Genomic DNA, 24,997 nt, shown 5'->3' on the forward strand with positions numbered 1-24,997 from the left:
CCCCCCCGCCAATAGCGGCAGGAGCAACATCATCACCACCTCGACCACGCGGTAGTTGAAGTTCGCCTGGCTGGAGACGCGGTTCTCCTTGGGAATGTCCTTGTTCCAGCCCAGCTTCATCAGTTCGGGCAGGAGGTATTCCCGCTCCTGGCCGCCGCGCTGGCGGAACTTCTCGATAGCAGGAAGCTCGATCGGCAGGTCGTGGCGCGTGAAGGAGAGGACGCGCGGCATCTTGCCTGGCATGTCCTGGATGATCTGGCCCTGTTCCAGCCGCAGGATGATGGTGTCGGGCTGGTTCTTCAGCGCGAGGAAACGCCCTTCCCGCGCCGAGATCGACAGGACCTGGCCCTTCTCGTTGGAGACGCGAGCGAAGATGCCCATCAGGCGCTGGCCGTTGTCCTGGCTCTCGTCGATGCGCAGCGCGATGCGGTCCTTGAGCGCGGTGAACTCGCCCACCTTGATCGAGGCGCCAAGCGCCCCCGACTTCAGCTCGTAGTTGAGCTCCTCGTAGTAGTAGCGCGAAAGCGGCTGCAGGTAGCCGACGATGGCGAAGTTCGCCACGACGAGGACCAGCGTGATGATATAGGGCACGCGAAGCATGCGGGTATAGCTGAGGCCGACCGCGCGCATGACATCGAGTTCGCTGCTGGTCGCAAGCTTGCGAAAGGCGAGCAGGATGCCCAGCATCAGCCCCAGTGGGATCGCGAGGCTGGCATATTCGGGCAGCATGTTCGCCAGCATCTTGAAGACGACGCCGATCGGCCCGCCCTCGGTCGCGACGAAATCGAAGAGCCGCAGCATCTTGTCCATGACGAGCAGGGAAGCTGCCAGCAGGAAGATGCCGAACATCGGCATCAGCACGAGGCGCAGGATATACCGGTCGATGTCGTTGATGAACTTCAACTAGAGCACTTTCCGACCGGTTTCGTCACTGAGCCGTCCCCCATGCGGCCCTTAACGGACGGGGCCGTGCGGGCAAAGCGATTTGTCGTGCCATGGCCAAATGACGAGATCCCCGCGCGCAGCCGCCCGCCATCAACTCGCCGGAGGACAAGGTCTACAACGTCGATGTTCGGGCAAGGTTTCCGCCGGACCGGCGGGAAAGCTTAGGCCTTTTCAAGCGTGCACTGGAGAGGGTGCTGGTTCTGCCGGGCGAAGTCCATCACCTGGTTAACCTTGGTTTCGGCGATCTCGTAAGGGAAGACACCGCAGACGCCGACGCCCTTTTGGTGCACGTGGAGCATGACGCGTGTGGCCTGCTCCAGATCCATGTTGAAAAAGCGCTTGAGGACCAGCACCACGAATTCCATCGGGGTGTAGTCGTCGTTGAGCATGAGCACTTTGAACTGGCTCGGCTTCTTGGGCTTGGCGCGGGTCTTGGTGGCGATGCCGATCTGATGATCGTCGCCGCTGCCGCGATCGGAATCGCCATCGTTCCCCGCAGCCGTGGTCCACACGGACGCGCTGAGGAGAATCAGGGGTTCGGAATCGGCGATCGGGGGAATCATGATGACCAGAATATCGTACCGGGGCACCTGATAACAAGATGCCCCGGTCCATATTCTCGGATTTGGCGCTCCACCGGTCGGAAGAATCGCTTCATCCGGCCGGTTGGAAGGCCTCGCGGTTCAGAGCGAGACCGAGCGCGCCTTGTCCATGGCGATGCTCATGCGGCCAGAGATGGGCGCGAAAGAGTCGCTGAACAGCTTGAGCATGGCTTCGCTGTTCTTCGAGCTGTACGCCACGGCGCTGTCGAAGTTCTTGCGGACCATGTCGCCCTGGAGCTTGAAGAAGTCGGTCGGCGACTTCGCGGCGGCCAGTTCCTTGATGTCGCCGGTCATGGCTTCGAACGCGGTGCGGCCTTCAGCGACCAGCTCCGAGCCGATGCCTTGGACGCCTTCGGCCAGGATCTTGCCCGAGGCGACGACGGCTTCGACGTTGCCCTTGGTGAATTCGCTCACTTCGCCGAGCACCGTGGAGCTCTTTTCGAAGGCAGCCTTGGCCTTGGCCTGGGCTTCGGTCATCGCGTCCTGGAGACCGGCGAAGTTAGTGCTCATGTCCATACTTTTTTCCTCGAGCATGAAGTTGGTGAATAGTCCTGCGAAGACGGGCTTGGTTTTGGGTGCGGTCTTTAGTGCCGCCTTGGGAGTGGCCGCCTTCGGGACCGGGGCCGCCGCGAGCGGGGCCTTCACGTCCTTGGCAACCTTGATGACCGGCTTGGTCGCGACGACCATGGCCGGAACAACGGGAGCAACCGGCTTCGGCTTCGCTTTCGCGAGCGGCCTGGTCTTGATCTGGGGCTTGGGCGCCGGCTTCGCCTTGGGGGCGGGTTTGGCGACCAGGGGAGCCTTCGCGGCCGGCGCGGCTGCCTTGGCTACCGCAGGCGCGGGCTTCGCCGCAACTTCCGGCGCCTTGACGGGTGGCACGGCGACCGGCTGCGGCGCTTCGGAGATGGGCGCTGGCTTGGTCTCGATCGGCTTTGCTTCTGCCGCGGCAGGCTTGGCGACCGCAGGCTTGGCTTTCGCCTCCCCTACGGGCGGCGTCGGCTTGGATGCCTGCTCTGCAGCGGGCTTGTCCTTTGTGTCTTCGTTGTCGGCCATGTCTGAAAAATCCAGCCTTGGTGAGAACTTGAAACCTCTGGGCTTTAGCCCGCTTCGGCAACTAACAACGATTCGCACAAACCGTTGCTGCGGTGCAAAATAGGTTTTTGCATAAGCGAAGTCAACTATCATATGTTGCGTTGCACAAAAATGCTGCAGTGCACCATGAGGTAAGCGCAGGGGACTTGCGCAGCTTAATACACCCTCGATTGCTGCAGTGTGTCATTGCCTGCGGCCGAACGCCGGTGAAGGGCAGATCATCGCAAGTTCTGGGGTCAGCGACAAGCCACGTAGCGCCCTGGCGCGTCCTCTATGACAGGGTCTCCGCGTCCTCCGGGCTTGCGCTTCCCGCGCGAGGGCACCACCGCCGGAGCGAGTGCGCGCAGCCACTCGGCCCAATGCGGCCACCAGCTGCCGGGATGCTCGCTGGCACCGGCGATGAAGTCGTCCAGCGTCTCGGCGCCGGCGTCGTTCGTCCAGTATTGGTACTTGCCCGAGGATGGCGGGTTCACGACGCCGGCAATGTGACCGGACCCCGCGAGCAGGAACGTCGCCGGCCCGGTGAGATAGCGGGTCAGCTTCCAGACGCTGCAGGGCGGCGCGATATGGTCGTCGCGACCCGCCTGGATATAGGCAGGCGTGGCGATCCTGTGCAGGTCGATCGGAGTGCCGCCCGCCTGGAGCGAGTCGGCGACGACCAGACGGTTGTCGCGGTAGAGGTCGCGAAGGTAGTCGCGGTGCCAGCGCGCCGGCAGGTTGGTGACGTCGCCGTTCCAGTGGAGCAGGTCGAAGGCGGGGTAATCCTCGCCCTTGAGGTAGTTGTTCTCGACGTAGTTCCAGATCAGGTCGTTGCCGCGCAGGATGTTGAACGTCGCAGCCAGATAGCGCCCGTCGAGATAGCCCTCGGGCGAGAGGCGCCCCACCGTCTCGATCTGATGATCGTCGATGAAGTGCTTGAGGTCGCCCGCCTCCTCGAAGTCGACCTGCGCCGTGAAGAAGGTGGCGCTGGCGACCTTGTGCGCCTCTCCCTTGCGCGCCAGCACCGCCAGCGTTGCCGCCAGCGTCGTGCCCGCCACGCAGTAGCCGATGGTGTGGACCGAGGGCACGTCAAGCCGGCCACGCACGGCGTCGACCGCCTCGATCTGGGCCGCGATGTAGTCGTCCCAGACGAGGTCGGCCATCGAGGCGTCCGCCGACTTCCACGAGACCATGAATACCGTGATGCCCTGCTCCACAGACCAGCGCACGAAGCTCTTCTTCGCGTTGAGATCGAGGATGTAGAAGCGGTTGATCCACGGCGGGAAGATCAGCAGAGGGGTCTTCAGCACCTTGTCGGTGGTCGGCGTGTACTGGATCAGCTGGTAGAGCGGGGTCTCGAACACGACCTTGCCGGGCGTCACCGCGATGTTCTCCCCCAGCACGAAAGCGCCCGCGCGGGTGTGGCTCATCTGCCCCTTGCGCATGTCGCCAAGCAGGTTCTCGAACCCGCGAATGAGGCTTTCGCCGCGCGTTTCCGCCGCCTTGCCCAGCGCCACCGGGTTGGTCAGCGGGAAGTTCGCCGGGCTCAGCGCGTCGACCACGGTGCGCGTCGCGAACTTGAGCTGCGCCTTGCGGCCCGGCTCCATGCCCTCGACCGCGTCGGCCATGCCAATCAGCTGTTCGCTCATCAGCAGGTAGGCCTGGTGGAGGAAGGCGAAGAACGGCTGGCGGCGCCATTCGGGATCGGCGAAGCGACGGTCGCTGCGCGGCAGCTCCTGTTCCTCCGTCGCTCCCGCATCGGCCTTAAGACCCAGCCCGTACTGGCCGAACACCGTATTGGCGAGTGCCAGCCCGTCGTTCCAAAGTTTCTGCTGGGCCTCGGGATTGGCGAGCGGCAGCTGGCGGAACACCGCTTCGGCCGTGGCGATCCACTTGACCGGATCGGCGAAGTGCGGCGGCTTGTCGGCACTGGCCTTGCCGAGCTGCTCGACCTGGAAGTCGGTCCAGATCGAATGCAGGCGCCCCGCAATTTCCGCCCACTGCACTGTCGCCTCGGCGCCGGGCGAGCCTTCCGCCGGGACCATCTGCCCGAACAGGGTGCTCAACCCCTGGATCTGGTCACGCATGACGTCGCTGAAAAGATCGGCGTCGGTCGCCATGGGCAGTCGCTCTCCTGGTTATCGGCCGGCTGGTTCTGCCTAGCCCCGCGCGGCCTGTCGACCCCCGTTCGAACGCTTCGGCCCGGCAAAACACGCAACGATCTTTCGCCAGTCCCCATTTGCGCGGAACGCGGAATACCCTACAGGAGCCCGGCGGCCATCCTGCCGCGACGCATATGGATATCCGAGGTCATGGAAGACGAGTTCTACCGCATCAAGCGACTGCCGCCCTATGTCATCGCCGAAGTGAACGCGATGAGGCACGCAGCCCGCCAGGCCGGTAAGGACATCATCGACCTCGGCATGGGCAACCCGGACCTGCCTCCTCCCCAGCACGTCATCGACAAGCTGTGTGAAGTGGCGCGCAAGGAAGACGCCCACGGCTATTCGGCCTCCTCCGGCATCCCCGGCATCCGCCGCGCCCAGGCCAACTACTATGGCCGCCGCTTCAACGTCAGTCTCGATCCCGAGACCGAAGTGGTGATGACCATGGGTTCGAAGGAAGGGCTCGCCAGCCTCGCCACCGCGATCACCGCGCCCGGCGACGTGGTGCTGGCTCCCAACCCCAGCTACCCGATCCACACATTCGGCTTCATCATCGCCGGTGCCACGATCCGCTCTGTCCCGACTACCCCCGACGAGGGCTACTGGCACTCGCTCGACCGCGCGATGGCCTTCACGGTGCCGCGCCCGTCGATCCTGATCGTCAACTACCCCTCGAATCCGACCGCCGAGACGGTCGACCTCGCCTTCTACGAGCGCCTCGTCGCCTGGGCGAAGGAGAACAAGGTCTGGATCCTGTCCGACCTCGCCTATTCGGAGCTGTACTTCGACGGCAATCCGACCCGCTCGATCCTCGAGGTGCCGGGCGCCAAGGACGTGGCGGTCGAGTTCACTTCGATGAGCAAGACCTTCTCGATGGCGGGCTGGCGCGTCGGCTTCGCGGTGGGCAATCCCAGGCTGATCGCCGCCCTGAAGCGCGTGAAGTCCTATCTCGATTACGGCGCCTTCACACCGATCCAGGCGGCTGCCTGCGCCGCTCTCAACGGCCCGCAGGACATCGTCGAGAAGAATCGCACACTCTATCAGAAGCGCCGCGACGTCATGGTCGAGGCGTTCGGCCGCGCCGGCTGGGACATCCCGCCGCCCAAGGCCTCGATGTTCGCCTGGGCGCCGCTGCCCCCCGCGCTCAAGGAGATGGGCAGCCTAGAGTTCTCCAAGCAGCTGCTGACCCATGCCGAAGTCGCCGTCGCACCCGGCGTCGGCTACGGCGAGGACGGCGAGGGCTTCGTCAGAATCGCCATGGTCGAGAACGAGCAACGGCTGAGGCAGGCGGCTCGCAACATAAAGCGTTATCTCATTTCGATGGGTGTAAATACGCCCGCCCCGTGAGCCCTATACAGGCCCCAAAAGACCGGATTGTATGCGACACGAAGGTTTATGCCTTAGTAAGGCTGTAAGATTCTACGTGTTGTCCCTAGGACCTAACTAACGCCATTGTTGCCCCCTATCGTATTGGAAAACCAAGGCTCGTGGGGGGCACATGGCGAACTATCATCTGCGCGGCGGCGCATATCATCGCTTTCGATGGATGGGGTCGGGACGGGTCCCCAGTCACTTCGACCTGAGACTATCGGGCTGGATACTCGAGGAAGCGGACGACCCTTCGAGCGACTGCATCGTGCTCGCCCGTGCCGGTGAACCAGGCAGCGCCGAATGGCAGGACGTCCTCTCGTTTCCCGAAGAGGTCCGCCGCTTCATCCTGGTGATCGGGGCGGCCACCGCGCCGGAGCGTGCCGAACTGCTCAAGGCGGGCTTCGGCGAGGCCGTCAACGACGCGATCGAGCCGGGTGAATTCGAGGCCCGCGCCAGCAGGCTGGCTGAACTCACCCGTTGGTTGCCAAGGCACCGCCGGGTGGGCGATCTCGAACTCGACCTGCTCGCGCGCGAGGCTTACGGCTACGGCAAGCCGCTGAACCTCAACCCGCGGGAATTCGCGCTGCTCTGGCGGCTGGCGGACCAAGCGGGCGAACCGGTCAGCAAGCAGAACCTCATCCAGGACGTATGGCGCATGGGCTTCGTGCCCGAGACCAACAGCATCGCTGTCCACATGTCGCGGCTGCGGCGCAAGCTGGAGTTCGTGGGCATGTCCGGGGTGATCGCCACCGCCTGCGCCGGGGAATACTGCTTGCGCCCGCCAGAGCGGCGCGTGGGCGGCACGCCCGTGTTAGCGCCGTCCGGCGCCTTCCCGCTCCGGCCCGTGCTGGCGACGCTCTGACATACCCTAACCAATTTCCCGAAAGTCCGTCGCGACCCACGGGTTTTCGGGCGCCGATGTCGGTCCACCGGGGGGTAGGCCGGCATCGGCATCGAATCAGCCGCCGGCGCGGCGTCCGGCGAGAGCCGAAAGATCGGCGGGCGTGTTGATATTGGGTATCGGCACGGCCGTCTCGATCCGGCGCGCGCCGACGAGCTGCGCGAACCGGTGCATCGAATGCACGCCCTCGCCGTGCAGCAGTTCTTCCAGCGCCTTCGCCGAAGATGCCGGCCACAGCCCGATCACCGGTTGCGCTGCCAGGCAGGCCGGCGCCGCGCCCAGCAGCGCCAGCAGGTCGCCGGGTAGTACCGCGGCGTCCACCCCGCAGGTCAGCACCGCCTCGTAGCCCTCGTCCTCAGCAAGGTGGAGTGCCGCCGCCAGTCCGCCCAGCGGACCCATGCCGGGACGCGGCCAGTCGGGCAGCGTCGGCGCAGGAGCCGTCTCGCGGCCGACCACTACGACATGCTCGCACCATCCCGAGAGCGCATCGACCGCCAGCGTGATCAGGGTATGCCCATCGAGCTCGGCCAGCGCCTTGTCGCTTCCGAAACGGCTCGAAAGGCCTCCCGCCAGTACAGCTCCGAGAATCATGCGGCACGCCTTTCGCGAGAGGTGAGAACCTTGGGGAGCCCGCCAGCATAGCGCCGCCCACGTCCCGTTAGGAAGCACCCACGAACGGCCCGGTTCCCACGTCCGGCGATCGCCATCGCCGCGAGGCACGATATGTTTGCGACTATCCGCGCAAAACCCATTGCGCTCCCCCCGATCGATTGCTAGGCGCGCATTCCTCCACTCGGATGGCCCGATGGCGGAGTGGTTACGTAGAGGACTGCAAATCCTCGCACGCCGGTTCGATTCCGGCTCGGGCCTCCATTTCCCTCTCCAGAGGCGTCCACGGACGTCCGGAGAATGGCTGTTTTCTGCCGTTTTTGCTGGTATAATCTCCACAACGATCCGGACAGGTTTGGCCGCATCCATGCCCTCTGATGGCCCGGATGATGGACTCCTTTCCGGTGATTCTCGGAGGTCCATCAATGGCAGAGTCGACCGGAACAAAAGGCCTTACCGCAATCGCGGTCAAGAACGCCAAGCCCAGGGACAAGGCCTTCAAGCTGTCCGACCGCGATGGACTTTACCTTTTGGTCAAGCCAAGCGGCGTCCGCTACTGGCGGATGAATTACCGCTTCGGAGGTCAACAGCGTACCTTGTCCTTCGGCCGCTGGCCAGAAGTCATGCTGAGTGAAGCACGCGACATGCTATTGGAGGCGCGGCGCATGCTGGCCAAGGGCATCGATCCGCTTGAACAAGCGAAGCTGGAAAAGATCGCGAAATCGCTAGCCGCAGGCAACACCTTCCAGTCCATTGGGGATGAATGGATCGCCAAGATCGAAACCGAAGGCGCCGCCCCCATGACCGTCAAGAAGGCGCGTTGGCTTTTAGGCAAGATCTATCCATCGATCGGCAAACGCCCGATCGGCGAGATATCAGCGCCGGAACTACTACTTGCCCTGAAGAAGGTCGAGGCGACCAAACGATACGATATCGCAAACCGCATCCGAACCGCATGCATTCAGGTATTTCGCTACGCTATCGTTAGTGCCCGGGCTGGGCGAGATGTCGCGGCTGACCTGCGTGGGGCCCTCATCACGCCTAAGACAAAACACCGGGCGGCCATCACCACCTCCGATGAGGCAGGTGCCCTGCTGCGCGCGCTCGACGATTATGATGGAATGCCCCTCACCCGAACGGCGCTCCGATTAATCGCGCACGTTTTCGTCCGCCCTGGTGAGCTTCGCTGGGCTGAATGGCAGGAGTTCGATCTGGACAAGAAGGTGTGGACCATTCCAGGCCACAAGATGAAGATGGGCGTCGCGCATTCCGTACCCTTGTCCGCTCAAGCGATCGAGATTCTCGGTGAAATCGAGCATGACGCGAGTTAAAGCCCATTCTTATTCCCGTCATTGAGGTCCCTGTCTCGGCCGATGTCCGACAATACCCTCAACGCCGCGCTCCGTAGGCTTGGGTACGCAAAGGATCAGATGACCGCACATGGCTTTCGAGCCTTGGCGGCAACCCTGCTCAACGAAATGGGGATCTGGAATCCGGATGCGATCGAGCGCCAGTTGGCGCATGCAGACGGCAACTCCATCCGGCGAGCATATGCCCGCGGGCAGTATTGGGCCGAGCGGGCGAGTATGATGCAGCATTGGTCGAATCACATTGACCAAATGCGCAGCGGAGCCAAAATCACGAGACCTCGTTTCGGCCACAGCGCTTCGTAGGTGGTAAGCGCGCATTTCGTAGCACGTTGCTTCCGGAGGCAGTGCAGCCATCATAGTTGACGCTGGACGAGACAGGCCATCGCAACGACGTCGGCGGGTCAGGCGTGTCTTTCGAAGTTGAATGGCAGCAGGTCTTCGATATCGGCGTCGTGAGGTCGCTGGGGCAGTTCAGTGAGGACATGGCGTAGCCACGCGAGAGGCTCGACGCCGGAGGCGCGGCAAGTGAGCATCAGGCTGTAGGTGACGGCGCTCGCCCGTGCGCCGTCCACGGTGTCGCAGAAAAGCCAGGATTTTCTTCCTGTTGCAAAGATCCTGATGTCGCGTTCGAGAAGATTGTTATCGATCGGCATCCTGCCGTCTTCGACGTAGCGCGTCAGGTATTCCCACCGGTTGAGGGTGTAGGATACCGCATCACCAAGCTTGGTGTCGGGCAAAACCTTGGGTGCGATGTCATCGAGCCACGCCTTGAGTGCATCCAGGACCGGGACGCTATGTTTCTGGCGGAAGCGGCGCATGTAGCTGGCCTGCGTTTCCCCCTCATCGGGTATTTCGTCCCGCGCCTGCCTTTCGATCCGGTAGAGCTGGTCGAAGAACTTGAGCGCCTGTGCGGGCGGCCCGCCTTGTTTCTTCCTCGCCTTGAGGGCGTCGGCAAAGCGCCGTCTGGCGTGGGCCATGCAACCCGGATGCGTGGCGCCTTTCAATGTGTGCCAGGCCGTATAGCCGTCACTCATCAGGATACCGCGATAGTCGCCGAGGAAGGCCTGCGGATGTTCCTGCCCGCGACCGGGTTGATAGTCGAACAGCACGATCGGCTATTCGCTGTCCTCGCTGCTGCGATAGGCCCACATATACGCGGTGCTGGTAGAGGCCTTGCCCTCTTCCTTCAGCACTTGAACCGTAGTCTCGTCGCCATGAATGACGTCTTGGGACCGGAGCCGCAGCTTCAGGGCGTCATAGATGCGATACAGATGCCTCTCGCTCGAACCAATCACCCAATGGCCCAGAGCACCGCGGCTAACGGGTACACCTGCACGCTCGAAGGTTTGCGCCAGACGATAGAGCGGCGTGCCATCCACGTATTTGTGGACAAGGGCAAAGGCCAGCGTCGAGGCCGTGGCAATGCTCCCCGGCAAGGGCTGAGCGGGCATTGGCGCAAGGACGATCGGCGTGGCGACCACGGTGCGGTCGCAATTGCGGCACGCATATTTGACACGGGCATTCTGCAGGACCGTGGCCTTCACCTCGATGTGAAGCTGCTCGGTTACCACTTCCCCCATGCGATGCAGCCGTTCGCTGCAGCACGGGCAGACCTTCTAGTCGTCGGCGAGGTCATATTCGACGCGCTGGCGTGGCAGGCCGGCAGGAAGTGGCTTGCGCCCGCGCTTCTTCCCTTCTGGTTTTTTCGCCTCCGGCAATCCCGTGTCGGGAAGATCGGCAGCGCCCGGCTCGTCGATATCGTCGTGATCTTCGTCTGCATCGTCCTCAAGGGAGGCCTGCTCGGCTTCATTGAAGACGCGATCCATGTGCTTTTCGCTGCGCGGCGCAAAGCGGTGCAACCGCGCCAGCGCCAGTTCCTCCTCAAGCTTCAGGATGCGCCGGACAAGAGCGTCTCTCTCGGCCTGCAATGTCTCGACCTCGGCCGCTTTCGTCGCCAGAAGCGCCATCAATTCCGCAATAGTGGGGACGCCGCCTCGATCCATCGCAGTCTTGAATCGAAAGCCCCCTCCCGCGTCAACAGCCTTCAGCCGACAAACTGATATTGCCGCACCGGATGAGGGACCATTGCGTCAATATCGATCCCGTCGAGCAGCCATCGCAATTGCTTCGCGGTGAGCGCCACCACCGTTTCCGCTCGTTTGGGCCATCGGATCTTGTCCTCCGTCAGCGCCTTGAGCACCAATACAAAGCCGGAGCGATCAAAGAACAGGAGCTTCATCCGGGTCCGGCGCCGGTTGCAGAAGGCGAACGCCGCGCGCTCGAACGGATTGAGGCCCATCGACTGCTCGACCAGGATCGCAAGGCTGTTGATCCCACAACGGAAATCGATCGGATCCCGGTGGAGATAGACGCGCAGATCTTCAGCGAGCCGGAACATTGCAATGCCCCAGTGCATCGATCATCACCACCAGTAACTGCGCGTCACACCCCTCCAGCGTCAGCGATACGCCATTTGGCATCGACGCCTGCAGCCGCACTGACGGTACCAATCCCGCAGACCGGATCGCGATCCCACCAGTGTGTCGCTCCGCAGGCGCCGGAGACGTCTCCACCCGGATAAACGCCGACGGATCCGGCAACGGCCCCGTGCTCCGCTGCCCCTTCGCACTCTGCCGCTCCTGATACTTCCTGGACCCATTTGCGCAGTTGGTTGGCGTTCACACCATGCTCCAGCGCAAACCTCGCCACCGATATGCCCGGCGCGAGGCACGCCTCGACCAACCGTGACTTCCCCGCCCGACCATAATACCGCCGGCCGTTACTCGTCACCCTTACAACCTCGAGCCCATAGGAGCCCATCGGTGCCATCTCCATGTGTCCACCTCTTCCTTGGTGGACACATCCTTCACACCGCGTCACTCAACCGAACAGGTGCGCGGAATTTCGCGCTTACTGTTGGTGTGTTGGCACCGGGCAGTACCGTCGGCAATTGAACCCGATTGACGTTCAAGGACAGCGTCGATTCAAGGTTGTTTTTTGCAGGCAGGCTTGAGCCGGGACGACAATGCACTCCGACAGGTTGAACAGTTGCGGGCGGAACTCGGCGTTACGATGCGCAATGTAAAGTCAAGCGAGTGAGCCGGCCCAGTTCCACCTGACAAGCTGAATTTGGCATGATAACCATCGTTTATGTTCGCCCAAATTTTGACACCTCCCTACATTCCCTTCGTGTTTTCGTTTTTGATAATGGTCGGGATTGGCTTGATTGAGGTCGTCGGACTGGGGTTGGGCCATCTCGACCTCGATGGGGACGGACCGCCTGATGCCGGAGACAGCGTGCTTGGCTGGCTGGGGCTGGGCGGCGAGCTTCCTATCCTGATTTGGCTCACGTCTTTGCTTGGCTGCTTCACGCTGACCGGCATGGCGGTTCAACAAACGGCGACCGCACTTTCTGGTGAGCCACTGCACCAAGGCCTTGCAACAGGGGTAGCGTTGCTCGTCGGGGTGGTGCTGAATACTTTTGCCGCAAATGGGCTGGCCCGTGTCATGCCCGGCTTCGAGACAACCGTCGTTTCCACCGATGACCTGCTGCGGCGGCGTGGTACGATCCTCGAAGGCACGGCTCGGCGCGGGTCACCTGCTCGGGCCAAAGTAGTCGACCACCACGGACAGGCGCATTTCGTCATGGTTGAGCCGCACGAGGACGAAGACGCCATCGCGGCCGGCGAGACCGCGCTGCTGGTCCGCCGCGAAGGCAAGCTGTTCTTTGCGATGCCCGACCGGCCCGCCTTCCTGAATCCGATCTGATACACCTCAAAAGCGCACCATCCGGGGGAATTTCATCGTGCCTGCATCGCTTCTCAATATCCTGATCTACGCCGGCATCGTCCTGATCGCGCTGGTCGTGATCGGGATCATCCTGACCCGCCTCTACCGGCGCGCCACCAAGGACGTCGCGCTCATCCGCACCGGCTTTGGCGGCGAGAAGGTCGTGCTGAACGGTGGCATCATGGTCATCCCGGTGCTGCACGAACTGATGCAGGTGCGCCTGACGACGGTGAAGCTGGAAGTGTCGCGCCTCAACAAGGACGCGTTGATTACGCTGGACAAGCTGCGGGTCGACGTGGTCGGCCTGTTCCACATCAAGGTGAAGCCCGACGCCCAGTCGATCGCCGCCGCCGCGCAGACGCTGGGCGATTCGGTCAACAGCGCCGATGCCGTGAAATCGTTGCTCGACGGCAAGCTGGTCTCGGCGCTGCGCTCGGTCGCGGCGACGATGACCATGGAGCACCTGCACGCCAACCGCGCCGACTTCATCCAGAAGGTGCAGGAAGCGCTGATGACCGATCTCGACATGAACGGGTTCCAGCTCGAATCGGTCAGCATCACCCACTTCGACCAGACCGCGTTCGAGCACTTCAACGAGAACAACGCCTTCGACGCGGAAGGCCTGACCGTGCTCACCCGCACGATCGAGGAGCGCAAGAAGATCCGCAACGACATCGTCGCCACCAACCGCGTCGAGATCGAACAGCGCAACCTGGAGGCGAACAACCAGTCGCTGGAGATCGCCCAAGCCGCCGAGCAGGCGCGCCTGACCCAGGAACAGACGCTGGCCGCTCGCCGCGCCGAGCAGGCGACCGCGATCGCGACAGCTGAGGCCGAGCAGACCCGCCTTGCCGAGATCGCCCGGATCAGCGCTGCCCAGGCCCAGACCGTGGCCCAGACCGAGGCCGACAAGGTCATCCAGACCGCGACCATCGCCCGCGACGGCGCGATCCAGACCGCGACCATCGAGCGCGACCGCACGATCGAGATCGCCCGCATCACCACCGCGGTGCAGACGGCGCAGAAATCCGAGGAGGAATCGACCGCGACTGCCGCCGCGAACGAGGCGCGCGCGCTGGCAGTGAAGGCCGAGGAAAGCGTCGCCACCGCCAAGGCGACCGAGATCGCCAACCGCAACAAGAACGTCGCGGTCATCGCCGCCACCCAGCGCGCGCAGGAGGAAGCCGTGGGCATCACCGTGGCCGCCTCTGCGGAGAAGGAAGCGGCCGAAGCGCGGGCGACTGCGCTACGGACAGAGGCCACGGCTGAAGCGGACGCGGAGAAGGTGCGGGCGCAAGGTCGCCAGGCCGCTTTCGAAGTCGATGCGGCGGGCCAGGCTGCGATCAACGAAGCGACCAATCTGCTCAACGATGCGCAGACCGCGCTGCTGCTGCGCAAGGCCATGCTCGATGCGCTGCCTTCGATCATCGCGGCGGCGAGCAAGCCGATGGAGAATATCGACCGGATCAGCATCCTCGACGCGCGCGGCCTCCATGGCAACGGCGCGGCGGAAAGCGCCGGCGGTGGCGGCCGCGAAAACCTTGCGGATGCCGCCGTGGCCGCCGCGCTGCGATACCGGGTGGGCGGGCCGCTTATCGATGGGTTGATGGCCGAACTCGGGATGAGCGGGGAATCCCTGAACGGTATGTTGGCTGGCGGAGGCAGTGTTTCCCCGCCAGCTCCAGCTACGGAAGAATTGTCCTCCAGTTCCGAAGCATCGCCTTTATAGTGCAGAAGTATCTGCGTCGATTCAGGATGCGCGCTATCCTTGAACGCTCGCGCAAACCGGGATCGAGGAATCGTTAATCGCAGCCCCGCCGGTCCTCATGATGAACCGGCAGGGCCGTGGTCCGCGTTACGTTTGACGAATAACTTGGTCAGGGGATCAGTAAGTAAAACCGAGCGAGAGCCCCCAGGTTCTTGCGACCTCTCGGCTGGCGAAAGCGAACGGGCCGGTGATGACCTTGCGATAAAGCCGTCCGTCGCTGTGGAATGCATTCTGGACGAATGCCGAAAGGCTTACCGTCTTACGGTCGTCAAGTTCGTGCCGGTAGCCGATAGAGGCGTCCACCGTGCCATAGGCATCGATGAAATCGCGGTTGAGGCCGGTGGTGTCCCGAATGATCGACGTGGCGAACCTGTCGGTCCATTTGTAGTTCGCGTTGATCAGGACTTCGCCGCCGGTTGCCGCCACCGGGATCGTCGCGTCGCCACCGAAGCTGACCGACCATTTCGGCGCATAGCGCAAGTTACGCTGGTCCTTGATATCCACCCCGGCCGACAGGAACTCGTCGTATTTGCCATCGATATAACCAACCGCCGCACGCAGGTTCAGCCAGTCGGTCGGGGCCAGCTGGAATTCGCCCTCGAAGCCCTGCAGCGTTGCGGACGATGCGTTCTGCACCTGCGTTTGCGTGATCAGCGGGTTGATCGGGGAGGCGGTGATGACCTCTTCCTGCTTGTTCTGGTACTCGGCGCGGAAGACGGTGATGTTGGCGCGGGCGCGGTTATCCCAGAAGGTGGTGCGCAGGCCGGCCTCGTAGCTGTCGACCGTTTCGGGCTGGTACGGTCCGATCGCCGTCGTCACGGTGGCGCGGCTGTTCCAGCCGCCCGAACGATAGCCGCGCGACCATCCCGCGTAGACCATGATGTCGGGCGTGAATCGGAAATCGAGGGTGACGCGCGGCGTGAACTTGCGGAAAGTCACGGAAGAATTGGCGCACGGTGCATATGGGGACGCCGCATCGGGGCACTGTCCGGTGATCACGCCGCTCGCCGGGTTGCGGAAGCGGATGTAGAAGTCCTTCTCCTCGTGGGTATAACGTCCGCCGATGGTCAGCCGCAGCCGGTCCACGGGTTCGATGTACGCTTCGGCATAGGCTGCGTAGGCATTCAGATCCTGTCCGGCATCGAAGAACTGCGAGCGCGTGCCCGCAACCGTCACCGTCTGGACCAGATCGAACTCGGATTTCATGTAATAGAGGCCGGCCACGAAATCGATCACGCCACCGAAATTGCTGATCGCCCGCACTTCCTGGCTGAACTGGCTGGCCGTCTGGTCGCGCTTCGACAAAAAGATGTGGGCGCCGCTCGCCAGCCGGGCGCCGCCGGTGTTCTCGATGTCGAGGCCGTCCTTCTGCTTGGTGTAGTTGGTGATGGATTCGATCGAAATGCCGTCGATCACGTCGAGCTTGGCATTCAGGGTGACGGCGGTATGCTCCAGCCGCGCGTAGAACGGGTAATCGTCGAGCGCGAGCTTGTTGCCGCTATCGGCAATCTGCTGGCCCTGGGTTCCGATGCAGGCGCCGAAGGCGATGCAGAAGGTCTGGTTCGAGGCGGAAATCGGCACCAGGCTGGGGTAGTGCGAGCGGTCCTTGATATGATCCACCGACAAGGTGGCGTCGAAAGCCTTGCTGGGTGCGAAGCGCAGTGCGCCGAAGATCGAATAGCGATCGATGCCGTCCTCACGCTTGCCGTCGCTGGCGCGGCGGGTAAAACTGTCGCTGCGTTCGCGATAGCCGCCGATCTTGAGGCCGACCTTGTCCGCCACGATCGGGACATTGGCGATCGCCTTGTATTCGCGCAGATCGTAGCTGCCCACCGTGACCTGGCTCTTGAAGCCCCAGTCCATCGTCGGCTTGGTGCGCTTGATGCTGATCACGCCGCCGATGGTATTGCGGCCGAACAAGGTGCCTTGCGGGCCGCGCAGGACCTCGATCGCCTCGATGTCGAAAGTGTCCATCATCGCGCCGGTGTTGGAAGCCAGGAAAACCCCGTCGACCGAGACGGCCACCGCCGGTTCGAAGGCGCGGTCGAGATCGCCAAAGCTGATGCCCCGGATCGAGGCGGACATGCCACCGCCAGTGAAGGGATGGCGGCCCAGTTCCACGTTGGGCATGAACTTTTCGATGGAATCGACGTCGGGGATGAAGCTGCGTTCGATCATCGCGGCATCCATCGCCGCTACCGCGACGGGAACGGTCTGGAGCGATTCCGAGCGCTGGCGGGCGGTCACGATGATCTCGCCGATCCCGACCGTCTTCTCCTCCGCCTGTGCCTCGGACGAAGACGTCGACTGCGCCAGGGCTGGCGATGCAGACAGGGCCAGAACGCTGGCGGCGAGCAGCAGGCCGTTTTTCATGGTGGATTATCTCCCCTTTTTTGTTGTCGTTGTATCGGCGGCGCCCGGATCGACATCCGGGCGACGCGCATAGTCCTTCCTTGCCGCCCTTGCGGGTGGCTGGATGCAGTTCACAGCTCTACAGACAGCCTATCCGGCGATCGGTCCCGTCAGCGGCCAGACCATTGCGGTGGTCGCTTCTCGACGAAGGCGCGCGGCCCTTCCGCGAAGTCCTCGGTCAATACAAGGCGCTCGAACGCCGCGCGCGAGGCCAGGATCGATGTGCTTTCGGAGACATCGGCGGCGGCCCGCGCGATTTGCAGGCTTTCGCGCACCGCTACCGGCGAATTGGCGCAGATCGCGCGGGCAAGGCCCAGCGCGGTGTCGATCACTTCGCTTTCCGGGACCACCCGGTTGACCAGTCCCAGCGCCGCGGCGCGCGGCGCCGCGATAGGCTCGCCGGTGGCGATCATTTCCAAAGCGATGGCGCGCGGCAGCTGGAGTGGCAGGCGATAGATGCCGCCGGCTCCGGCGATCAGGCCGCGCTTCACTTCCGGTAGGCCCAGCACCGTGGTGTCCGCCACCACCCGCAAGTCGCAGGCGAGCGAGATTTCCAGGCCGCCGCCCAAGGCGCTGCCCTTTACCGCCGCGATCCACGGCTTGACGCGCGACGCCTCGACGAAGCCGGCAAAGCCGCCATCGGGCGTGCTCAATTCATCGCCGCGTCCCGCCGCCACTTCGGCAAGATCGGCGCCAGCACAGAACGTGGGGCCTTCCGCTGATGTGATCACCATCGCCCAGATGGCGAGATCGGCCTCGGTCCGCTTGACGATCGCATCGATCGCCCGCGCCACCGCGCCGTTCACGGCATTGCGCTTTTCCGGCCGGTTCAGCGTGACCAGGCCGATATGCCCGTCGACAAGCTCGAACAGCACCACGTCATCAACCGTATCGATCATGCATCTCTCTCCAAAGCCATCGGCTTGCACGGCACCATCGCACCGCGACTGGCTCAAGCTGTTCTGGTGATTTCCCCGAGGGACCGCGCCGAAACGCGATACCCGATCATCCTCTTCGACCTTGTCGAACGCGCCCGTTTTGTCTGGCCGTTGGTTATTCCTGAAAGGATATTGACCGGAGCCAGCCTCGTCTAATATGTTTTCACAAGGCGCTTGAGACGAATTTCTTATCAAGGTCGGCGGCAACCGATGCCCGCGCCACGTCCCACAACCCCCGGACAGCGGGACGATCGTCGTTCTCGCGCCGCGCGAGATGCAGGGCGAAGGTGAAATCCGTTTCGCGGAAGGGCACCACCAAAAGATCCGGGTCCGGGTTGGACTGGGCATGCCATTCGCTGATGAGCACCGGGATATGCGTGCGCACCGCATGACGGCGAATGCCGCAAAGCGACGATTCCGGCAGGGCGACGATCTCGATGTCGTGCTCGGCGAGCCTTGGCGCGATGCTGTCGTAGAACGCGGGGTTGATGTTGCGCCGAAAGCTGGCCACCTGCCGGCCCCGCAGCGCGGAAAGCGGTACATCGTCGCCCCACTCGGCTGCCAGGTCATGCTCGGCCAGGATCGCCCAGCGATAATGCGCAATATCGATGACCTCGCATCCACCCCGTTCGAACGGGCCCACAGTGAAGGCCATGTCGATCTCATGGTCCAGCAGCGCGTCCATCAGCTGCGCCGACCAGGCATTGACGATCTCGATCTCCATCCGGGGATAGCGGCCCGTGAAAAGATCCAGAAGCGCCCCGCGCGCCGGGATCTCGGCGGAAAAATCGGGAGCGCCCAGCTTGAGCGACAAGGCCTGATAGCCCCGGATGTCCTTGGCCGCGTCAGCGGCGTGGTGCGCGGCTTCTACATAGGCGCGCGCCGGTTCGAGAAACGCCTTCCCCTGCCGCGTCATCACGACGCCACGATTGCGGTTGCGGAAGAACAGCGGGAAGCCGATCTGGTCTTCCAGCTTGCGGATCTGCACCGAAAGCCAGGGCTGCGCGACATGCAGCGCCGCCGCCGCGCGGGTGAAGGAGAGCGCGTCGGCAACCGCCACGAACATACGGACCTGCCGGATATCGATATTCGTCATATTCCACGCTCCCTCTCCATGCGCCCCGTTGTTCGCGGCGTCTTTCAAGACTTGAGTCAGGCCATCACGATGGGCCCCAGATCGCCATTCCGTCCGGCCCGGTAATCACCTGTCCTGCGGTGCCGACCGGCTCGGTGCCGTCCGCCATCAGGAAGGCGATCGTCGTCGCATCGGTTTCCGGCACGCGGGCGATGAACCGGGCCCCTTCGGGCGTGCGGCCGATAATCGTCGCATGACGGGGACTGCCGTACCGGTCGAACGGGATGGTGTAGGTTTCGATTGTGCCCGGCCCGGAATATTCCGCTAGCAACTCAGGCGCGGTGCCGCGCCGTGCGTCGGCAAGAGGCTGCACATTATAGTCCTGCGGGAAGGTTCCTGCCGCCACGGGCTGGCGGCTGAACACCATCGAATGGCTGTGCGTGGCATAGCCGCCGTTGGCCACGATCAGCCCGTGATCGCCGCCTTCGCGCAGCTTGGCCACCATGCGCGCGGCCGCGTGCATCATGCAGTTGCCGATCGGTCCCCCGCCGAACGTGAGGCCGCCATAGACCGAGCACGGCTTGTCCTGCGGCCAGTCCAGTACGCGCCGGGCCAGCTTGGGCACGATCGGGAAACAGGAATAGAGTTCGACGTGGTCGATGTCGGAGGCGCCTAGGCCATTGCGCTCCAGCGCCGAAAGCACGGTCGTCTCCAGGCTTACGGCGTGCGTGTAGCTGTCGCGCAACAGGAAATCCTCGTCCTCGTGCGCAGCGGCGCCGGCGCCGATGTAGACGATGCGGCTTTCGTCCACACCCAGCTCGCGCGCCTTGGCGAGGCTGGCGACGATCACCGCGGCCCCCATGTTCACGCTGGAATTGGCGACCATCATCTTGGTGTAGGGGAAGCTTACCATGCGGTTGTCCGGCGTGGCAGTGGCGATCGCCTCGGCGCTTGCCGGCTTGCGGATCCAAGCATAAGGGTTGGCCGCCGCAACCGCCGCGAAGCCTTCGCCGATCCGGCCACTTTCCGCCTGTCCTTCGGCCAGCGTCTGCCCCCAGGCCGCGCGTGCCGCGTTCTCGTAAAGCGGGTAGACGTCGATCGGAGTGAACAGGCCATGCTTGCGCGCCAGCGGCCTGGCGTTGGCTTCCGCGACATCGGCAATGGAGCTTTTCGGTGGCTCCTGCCCGGCCGCTATCGCCGCCTGATAGCGTTTCGCCGCCGTGCGCAGGGCCTCGGCGCCGACGGCAGCCGCGATCGATATCTCGCCCCGCCCGATCAGGTTGGCCGCATCGTTGATCAGCTTGATCGGCCCGTCGCCGCTGGCCTCGTGGGTCTTGAGCAGGCGCGGCGGGCGCTTGCCTCCATCGCGAACCATGTGTTCGGCCAGCCGCTCGTGCGGGGCCGGATCGGGGAAGGAGATTTCATCCTCCACCCCCAGCCAGTCCAGCGCATCGAGCACCGCAACGCCCGCATCCGCCTCGGCCGCCTTCAGGGCCGCCAACATGAGCTCGAACGCATCGAGCCCGTCGAGATCGTTCGCTGGCCGGTCCAGCACTTCGCCGATACCGATCAGGACCGGCACCCTCGTTTCATCGACATTGGAATTCATGCATCTCTCCTTTTACAAGACTGTGCTTGTCGGCGACGCAGAACATTCGATCCTTCCATTCGCGCGGATTTCCAAAGGGATCATGGCGCCAAAGGCGTTCTGTCCCGTCATGCTGGAAATCGGCGCAACGCCACGGCCATCGCCCGATGTTGACGCGGGCGGCCTGTCGACCTTCGTATCCTCTCCATTATCGTTGGCGGGATGCTACGGGCCGGTGTCACTGGAAGTCAAATCTGCATCATCCTTTGCCTGGCTGACGTTTGTGTTAGGTTTTCGAAGCGACCGCCGCTTCGCCGCGCCCTTCGCCCACGGACAGCATCCGTGCGATTTCGGGGTCCACGCCTTGCAGCACGTTCGAGGCGAACAGGCGCTCGATCTCAAGCGGGGGCAGCGCCAGCCAATCGCGCATGACTTCGGCGCTGTGCTCGCCCATCAGCGGAGCGGGCGTTGCAGGCAGGTCGGCTATGTTCGACGACGGGGCATGGAAGCGTTCGGAAACGACCTCTTCCGCGATGTGCGGGTGTTTCTCGGCGCGGAACAGGCCCCGTTCGCGGAAATAGCCGAAGTCCGGCAGGTCCGCGATCCGCAGCATCCGTGCCGCCGGAACACGCGCCGCCTGCAAGCGGCGCATCGCGGTATCGGCGTCGTGGCGGGTTATCCAGTCGGTCAGATCGCGCTCGATCGCAGCCCTGTTGCGCAAGCGGCCATGGCGATCGGCGTATTGCGGCAAAGTCGCCCAATCCTCGCGGCAGACGACTTGCGACAGCGCCTGCCAATCCCGATTGCCGCGAACCGTCACGACGCACCATTCATCATCGCCGCGCGCCGGAAATACGCCCCACGGCGCGTCCGAAGCCTCGTCCCAGTCGTCCACTCCATCAGCCAGGCCAACGATCTCGGGGGTGAAATGATCGAGCATCACCTCCATCTGCGAGATCGAGGCGGTGCCACCATGGCCGGTGCGCAACCGCCGCGCGAGCAGCGCCAGCGTCGCGATCGCGCCGTAGCGGGCTGCGGCGTGGTCCGGGTAGATGGTGACGCTATCGCTGTAGGCCTCGGTATCATCGGGATAGCACCACCTGCGCGTAAGCCCCGAGGCGGCGCGGACCAGCGGGCCATAACCCATCCGTCCGGCCCACGGCCCGTCCGCACCGAAGGCGCTGCTGTCCACCATGACGACGCCGGGATTGATCGCGGCGATCGTCCGGTAATCGAAGCCCAGCGATTCCATCGTGCCCGGCTTGAAGTTGGAAAGGATCACGTCGGCCTCGCCCGCCAGGCGCAGGAACAGGGCCTTGCCCTCCGGGTGGCGCAAGTCCAGGCCCAGGCTGCGCTTGTTGCGATGTCCCGCCGCGAACCCCACCGACAACCCGGTGGGCAGGTAGGAATGGCGCGTACCGTCCGGGAACGATGCGCTTTCGACCTTGACGACATCGGCGCCTAGGTCGGCCAGCAGCCGGCTCTGCTCTCCGCCCACGACGATCACGCCAAGGTCGATCACCTTCAACCCCGCCAATGGCCGCGCAGGCGTAGCGCCGACAGGGCGGGAAAATGCCATCGGCCCGGCAGGCGGGGCGCGGTGCGCATGACGATCGATGCGGATCACGCCGCGCGGCATCCGCACTGTATGGCCGTCGGGCAATTCCACGTCGGCGATGACGCCACGGGCCACCACGTGATCGGTCGCAAGGCATTCCGCCAGCGAGAGCACACCTGAAATCGGGACGCCATGCTCTGCCCCTTCCCGCTCCAGGTCGGCCTTGAGCCGGTCGCGGAAGAACGCCGCCATGTCCTGCGTCAGCGCGCCGGAGCGCTGGCGCACCTCAAGGCTGTTGAACTCAGCCGAGGCGAACTGCGCAGGCGAACCCAGCCAGCGAAACATGTTCTGCCACTGCCGCGGGGCCAGCAGGCACACCCGCACCTGCCCATCCGCGCAGGGGAATATGGGATAGAGCATACCCGGCGCGGGCCGTCCCGGAGGAAGCAGCTTCGCGGACCGTCCCAGCGTGGCGCTTCCGGCCAGCCCGAAACCCGGATCAAGCGCCTGCACCGCTCCGTCGAGCATCGAGAAATCGATGCGGTCGCCGCACTCCGTCACTTGCGCGGCATAGATCGCCGCCATCCCGACATAGGCCGCCTGCGCCATCGCGCAGGCGGACGCCAGCCGCCCCGGCGGCAACAGCGGTTCGCGCCCCGCCACGCCCGAGCGCGAAAGCTCGCTGGACAAGGCGTGGAGTACCGGGTCGGTGGCCTGCCAGTCCGCATAGGCGTTGCCGGTCCCGAACATGCCCACTGTCATCAGGACACAGCGTTCGGGCACCGTCTCCTGCGGAAAATACAGCGCCGCCGGTCTGGGATAAGGGACGAGGACGAGATCGGCCTGTCGCAGCATATCGCCCCACTGCGCCGATCGTTCGCCCGGCTCGTGCGCCAGCATGACAAGCTCCTTGCCGACGTCGGCTACGGCGCGGACGATCGCTTTCTTTCGATCGCCGGCGGGTCGCTCGCCGCCCAGCGGCTCGACCCGGATCACGCGGGCGCCAAGGTCGGCGTAGACGCGGCTCAGCGCCTTCACGGGGCCTTCCAGAAGGTCCAGCACGACATACCCGTCAAGCGGCCGGAAAGCGCTTCCCTCGTCGGCTTGCACCGTCATGGGCGGCACCAATTGACATGGTTGCGCTGCATCCCCGTTCCCCGAATTTCATTGTTATCTTGCTGCGCAGAAACATCCGGAAAGGGGGGAGGACTGTCCAATACGCAATCGGTCGATGCTGATAAGGATATCATATCAAGACCGCCTGCGATCACCGTCCAGCGGGCGGAAATTCCCGATTGTTGAGACGGGATCGGTGATCAACCCAGTGCACAATCGTATTAGATGGCGCTCTATCCGGCCCCTAGCCTCTCGCTATTGAACGGCGGGCAACAATAGGCACCGCGTCGGAGAGGTGCATGGCAACCCCGCAATTCACCAGCGAAGCGACCTCGGCAGCCACCGGCCGCGGGGCCGCGTGGTACGGCACCATCGCGGTCTCGCTGGCGTTCACGCTGTCGTACATCGACCGCCAGATATTGAGCCTGCTCGTGACCTCCATCAAGGCCTCGCTGGGGCTGAGCGACACGCAGATCGGTGTCCTCCAGGGGGTCAGCTTCTCGATCTTCCACGTCCTCGCCACGCTTCCGCTCGCGTGGCTGGCGGACCGTGTCCACCGCCCCCGGCTGATCGCGGCGTGCATGATCGCCTGGAGTTTAGCCACCGGTGCGGCCGGGCTTGCCTTCAACTTCGGCAGCCTCATGCTGGCGCGGATCGGCGTCGCCGTCAGCGAAGCGGGCCTGCCACCCGCCGCGCAAAGCCTGCTCGCCGACCTGCACGACAGGCCAGGCCTGGCCCGCGCGACCTCGATCTTCATGCTCGCCCCGTTCGTCGGCGGCGGCCTCGCCCTGACGCTGGGGGGCAAGCTCTACGCCGCCTCGGCCTCGTGGGACCTTTCGGGCATGGCCGGTTTCGCAGCGCTGGAACGCTGGCAGCTGATCCTGCTGCTGGCAGGCTTGCCCGGCCTTCTCCTGGCCCCGGTGATGGCCCTAACCGTGCGCGAACCACGCCTGCGCACGGGCCCCGCGCGGCCCCGCACGGCGAAAGGCGCACTGGCGGGATTCCTGCTTGAAAACCGGGCGTTCTGCTTTCCCTACATGATCGCCGTCGCTTTGCTCATTACCATCCTCAACGCGCAGGTCGCCTGGATGCCGACGGCACTGATGCGCCGGCACGGATTGGACGAGGCCGCCGTGGGCCTGGGTTTCGGCATGGTGTTCATCCTGGCCGGCGCATCCGGGACCCTGACCGCGGGCTGGCTGGTCGGCCGCTCGCGCAAGGAACAGATGCTCGAACGCACGGTTCGCCTCATGCGCGGCGCCACGATCGCCATGATCCTGCCCGCGACCCTCGCCCCGCTTGCGGCCAACCCCGGCCAGGCGCTGGCGCTTCTGGCCCCGGCCATATTCATCCTGAGCGCCATCATCAGCATGAGTTCCATCCCGTTCCAGCTGACCGCTCCGCCGCAACTGCGCGCGCAGGCACTGGCGGCGCTTTCCATCGCTGCCGCATTCGTGGGAACCGGGCTCGGTCCCTTGCTCATCGGACTGCTCAGCGACGTATTCGAAGCCTGGGCGGCGACCGATCCTCTCGCCTGGGCGCTGACCGCCGCTGCCGGGGTGATACTGCCGATCATCGCGATCTGCCTGTCGAGCGCCGCGCGCGACGTCAGCATGTTCGATGCGCGGAACGCCGATGACGGCGCAGACCTGCGGTAAACCATAGGCAAAACGGGAGGCCGCGCATGATAGCCTCTCGAAAAAACGAAGACGAGAGAGA

The 24,997-nt window shown here is 64.0% G+C and carries 18 protein-coding genes, 1 tRNA gene and 2 pseudogenes; 8 read left to right on the top strand and 13 right to left on the bottom strand.

The annotated features are described in order from the left end of the window. The 4 genes from PMI02_RS00755 to PMI02_RS00770 form a co-directional block, all read right to left on the bottom strand. A partial coding sequence (locus PMI02_RS00755; protein ID WP_007677301.1) for an LptF/LptG family permease occupies positions 1 to 903 on the bottom strand: 903 nt, incomplete at its 3' end. A 203-nt stretch (positions 904 to 1,106) separates the two neighbouring features. Beyond that, the gene (gene clpS / locus PMI02_RS00760; RefSeq protein ID WP_007677302.1) at positions 1,107 to 1,508 is read right to left on the bottom strand and encodes an ATP-dependent Clp protease adapter ClpS; all 402 of its coding nucleotides are present in this window, start codon (positions 1,506 to 1,508) and stop codon (positions 1,107 to 1,109) included. A gap of 120 nt (positions 1,509 to 1,628) precedes the next feature. Beyond that, positions 1,629 to 2,732 (bottom strand): phasin family protein, encoded by a 1,104-nt coding sequence (locus PMI02_RS00765; protein WP_238538932.1) that lies wholly within the window; start codon positions 2,730 to 2,732, stop codon positions 1,629 to 1,631. A 143-nt stretch (positions 2,733 to 2,875) separates the two neighbouring features. Further along, the gene (locus PMI02_RS00770) at positions 2,876 to 4,738 is read right to left on the bottom strand and encodes an alpha/beta hydrolase (RefSeq protein WP_007677304.1); all 1,863 of its coding nucleotides are present in this window, start codon (positions 4,736 to 4,738) and stop codon (positions 2,876 to 2,878) included. Positions 4,739 to 4,930: 192 nt separating this feature from the next. Between PMI02_RS00770 and PMI02_RS00775 the strand changes: the two genes are divergently transcribed. Next, the gene (locus tag PMI02_RS00775; protein WP_007677305.1) at positions 4,931 to 6,130 is read left to right on the top strand and encodes an LL-diaminopimelate aminotransferase; all 1,200 of its coding nucleotides are present in this window, start codon (positions 4,931 to 4,933) and stop codon (positions 6,128 to 6,130) included. 151 nt (positions 6,131 to 6,281) lie between these two features. Next, a complete protein-coding gene (locus tag PMI02_RS00780) occupies positions 6,282 to 7,016 on the top strand; it encodes a winged helix-turn-helix transcriptional regulator (protein ID WP_007677306.1) in 735 nt (244 codons plus the stop codon). 96 nt (positions 7,017 to 7,112) lie between these two features. On the opposite strand, the gene PMI02_RS00785 is transcribed toward PMI02_RS00780, so the two are convergent. Continuing rightward, positions 7,113 to 7,646, bottom strand: a complete 534-nt coding sequence (locus tag PMI02_RS00785; RefSeq protein WP_007677308.1) for a molybdenum cofactor guanylyltransferase — start codon at positions 7,644 to 7,646, stop codon at positions 7,113 to 7,115. Positions 7,647 to 7,854: 208 nt separating this feature from the next. Between PMI02_RS00785 and PMI02_RS00790 the strand changes: the two genes are divergently transcribed. Both PMI02_RS00790 and PMI02_RS00795 read left to right on the top strand, forming a co-directional pair. After that, positions 7,855 to 7,928, top strand: a tRNA-Cys gene (locus tag PMI02_RS00790). A 161-nt stretch (positions 7,929 to 8,089) separates the two neighbouring features. Then, positions 8,090 to 9,337, top strand: a pseudogene (locus PMI02_RS00795) (tyrosine-type recombinase/integrase). A 98-nt stretch (positions 9,338 to 9,435) separates the two neighbouring features. On the opposite strand, the pseudogene PMI02_RS00800 reads toward PMI02_RS00795, so the two are convergent. From PMI02_RS00800 to PMI02_RS28285, 3 genes and pseudogenes are all read right to left on the bottom strand, one after another. Continuing rightward, positions 9,436 to 11,037 (bottom strand): annotated as a pseudogene (locus PMI02_RS00800) (IS66 family transposase). A gap of 41 nt (positions 11,038 to 11,078) precedes the next feature. Further along, positions 11,079 to 11,450, bottom strand: a complete 372-nt coding sequence (gene tnpB, locus PMI02_RS00805) for an IS66 family insertion sequence element accessory protein TnpB (RefSeq protein ID WP_007677326.1) — start codon at positions 11,448 to 11,450, stop codon at positions 11,079 to 11,081. Positions 11,451 to 11,476: 26 nt separating this feature from the next. Beyond that, the gene (locus PMI02_RS28285; protein WP_007677327.1) at positions 11,477 to 11,869 is read right to left on the bottom strand and encodes a transposase; all 393 of its coding nucleotides are present in this window, start codon (positions 11,867 to 11,869) and stop codon (positions 11,477 to 11,479) included. A 315-nt stretch (positions 11,870 to 12,184) separates the two neighbouring features. On the opposite strand from PMI02_RS28285, the gene PMI02_RS00810 reads away from it, so the two are divergent. Both PMI02_RS00810 and PMI02_RS00815 read left to right on the top strand, forming a co-directional pair. Further along, positions 12,185 to 12,802, top strand: a complete 618-nt coding sequence (locus PMI02_RS00810; protein WP_007677328.1) for an OB-fold-containig protein — start codon at positions 12,185 to 12,187, stop codon at positions 12,800 to 12,802. A 37-nt stretch (positions 12,803 to 12,839) separates the two neighbouring features. Further along, positions 12,840 to 14,552 (top strand): flotillin family protein, encoded by a 1,713-nt coding sequence (locus tag PMI02_RS00815; protein WP_007677330.1) that lies wholly within the window; start codon positions 12,840 to 12,842, stop codon positions 14,550 to 14,552. 156 nt (positions 14,553 to 14,708) lie between these two features. Here the strand turns inward: PMI02_RS00815 and PMI02_RS00820 are convergent, their stop codons facing one another. Both PMI02_RS00820 and PMI02_RS00825 read right to left on the bottom strand, forming a co-directional pair. Continuing rightward, positions 14,709 to 16,964 (bottom strand): TonB-dependent receptor, encoded by a 2,256-nt coding sequence (locus PMI02_RS00820; RefSeq protein WP_007677332.1) that lies wholly within the window; start codon positions 16,962 to 16,964, stop codon positions 14,709 to 14,711. Between the two features lie 149 nt (positions 16,965 to 17,113). After that, the gene (locus tag PMI02_RS00825) at positions 17,114 to 17,902 is read right to left on the bottom strand and encodes an enoyl-CoA hydratase-related protein (RefSeq protein WP_007677333.1); all 789 of its coding nucleotides are present in this window, start codon (positions 17,900 to 17,902) and stop codon (positions 17,114 to 17,116) included. Between the two features lie 24 nt (positions 17,903 to 17,926). Between PMI02_RS00825 and PMI02_RS26830 the strand changes: the two genes are divergently transcribed. Continuing rightward, positions 17,927 to 18,097: a hypothetical protein gene (locus tag PMI02_RS26830; RefSeq protein WP_157222306.1), complete on the top strand. Its 171-nt coding sequence runs from the start codon at positions 17,927 to 17,929 to the stop codon at positions 18,095 to 18,097. A 7-nt stretch (positions 18,098 to 18,104) separates the two neighbouring features. Here the strand turns inward: PMI02_RS26830 and PMI02_RS25690 are convergent, their stop codons facing one another. The 3 genes from PMI02_RS25690 to PMI02_RS00840 all read right to left on the bottom strand — a co-directional run bounded on the left by PMI02_RS25690 (position 18,105) and on the right by PMI02_RS00840 (position 23,278). Next, positions 18,105 to 19,085 carry a LysR family transcriptional regulator gene (locus PMI02_RS25690; protein WP_157222307.1) on the bottom strand — a complete coding sequence of 327 codons (981 nt, stop codon included), beginning with the start codon at positions 19,083 to 19,085 and terminating at the stop codon, positions 18,105 to 18,107. Between the two features lie 16 nt (positions 19,086 to 19,101). Then, positions 19,102 to 20,625 (bottom strand): acetyl-CoA acetyltransferase, encoded by a 1,524-nt coding sequence (locus PMI02_RS00835; RefSeq protein WP_007677335.1) that lies wholly within the window; start codon positions 20,623 to 20,625, stop codon positions 19,102 to 19,104. Positions 20,626 to 20,890: 265 nt separating this feature from the next. Then, positions 20,891 to 23,278: a CoA transferase gene (locus PMI02_RS00840; RefSeq protein WP_007677336.1), complete on the bottom strand. Its 2,388-nt coding sequence runs from the start codon at positions 23,276 to 23,278 to the stop codon at positions 20,891 to 20,893. A 299-nt stretch (positions 23,279 to 23,577) separates the two neighbouring features. Here PMI02_RS00840 and PMI02_RS00845 point away from each other — a divergent pair, with 299 nt between their 5' ends. Further along, positions 23,578 to 24,936 (top strand): MFS transporter, encoded by a 1,359-nt coding sequence (locus PMI02_RS00845; RefSeq protein ID WP_007677337.1) that lies wholly within the window; start codon positions 23,578 to 23,580, stop codon positions 24,934 to 24,936. Positions 24,937 to 24,997 lie beyond the last annotated feature (61 nt).

It is taken from the genome of Novosphingobium sp. AP12, assembly GCF_000281975.1.
Taxonomy (GTDB): Bacteria; Pseudomonadota; Alphaproteobacteria; order Sphingomonadales; family Sphingomonadaceae; genus Novosphingobium.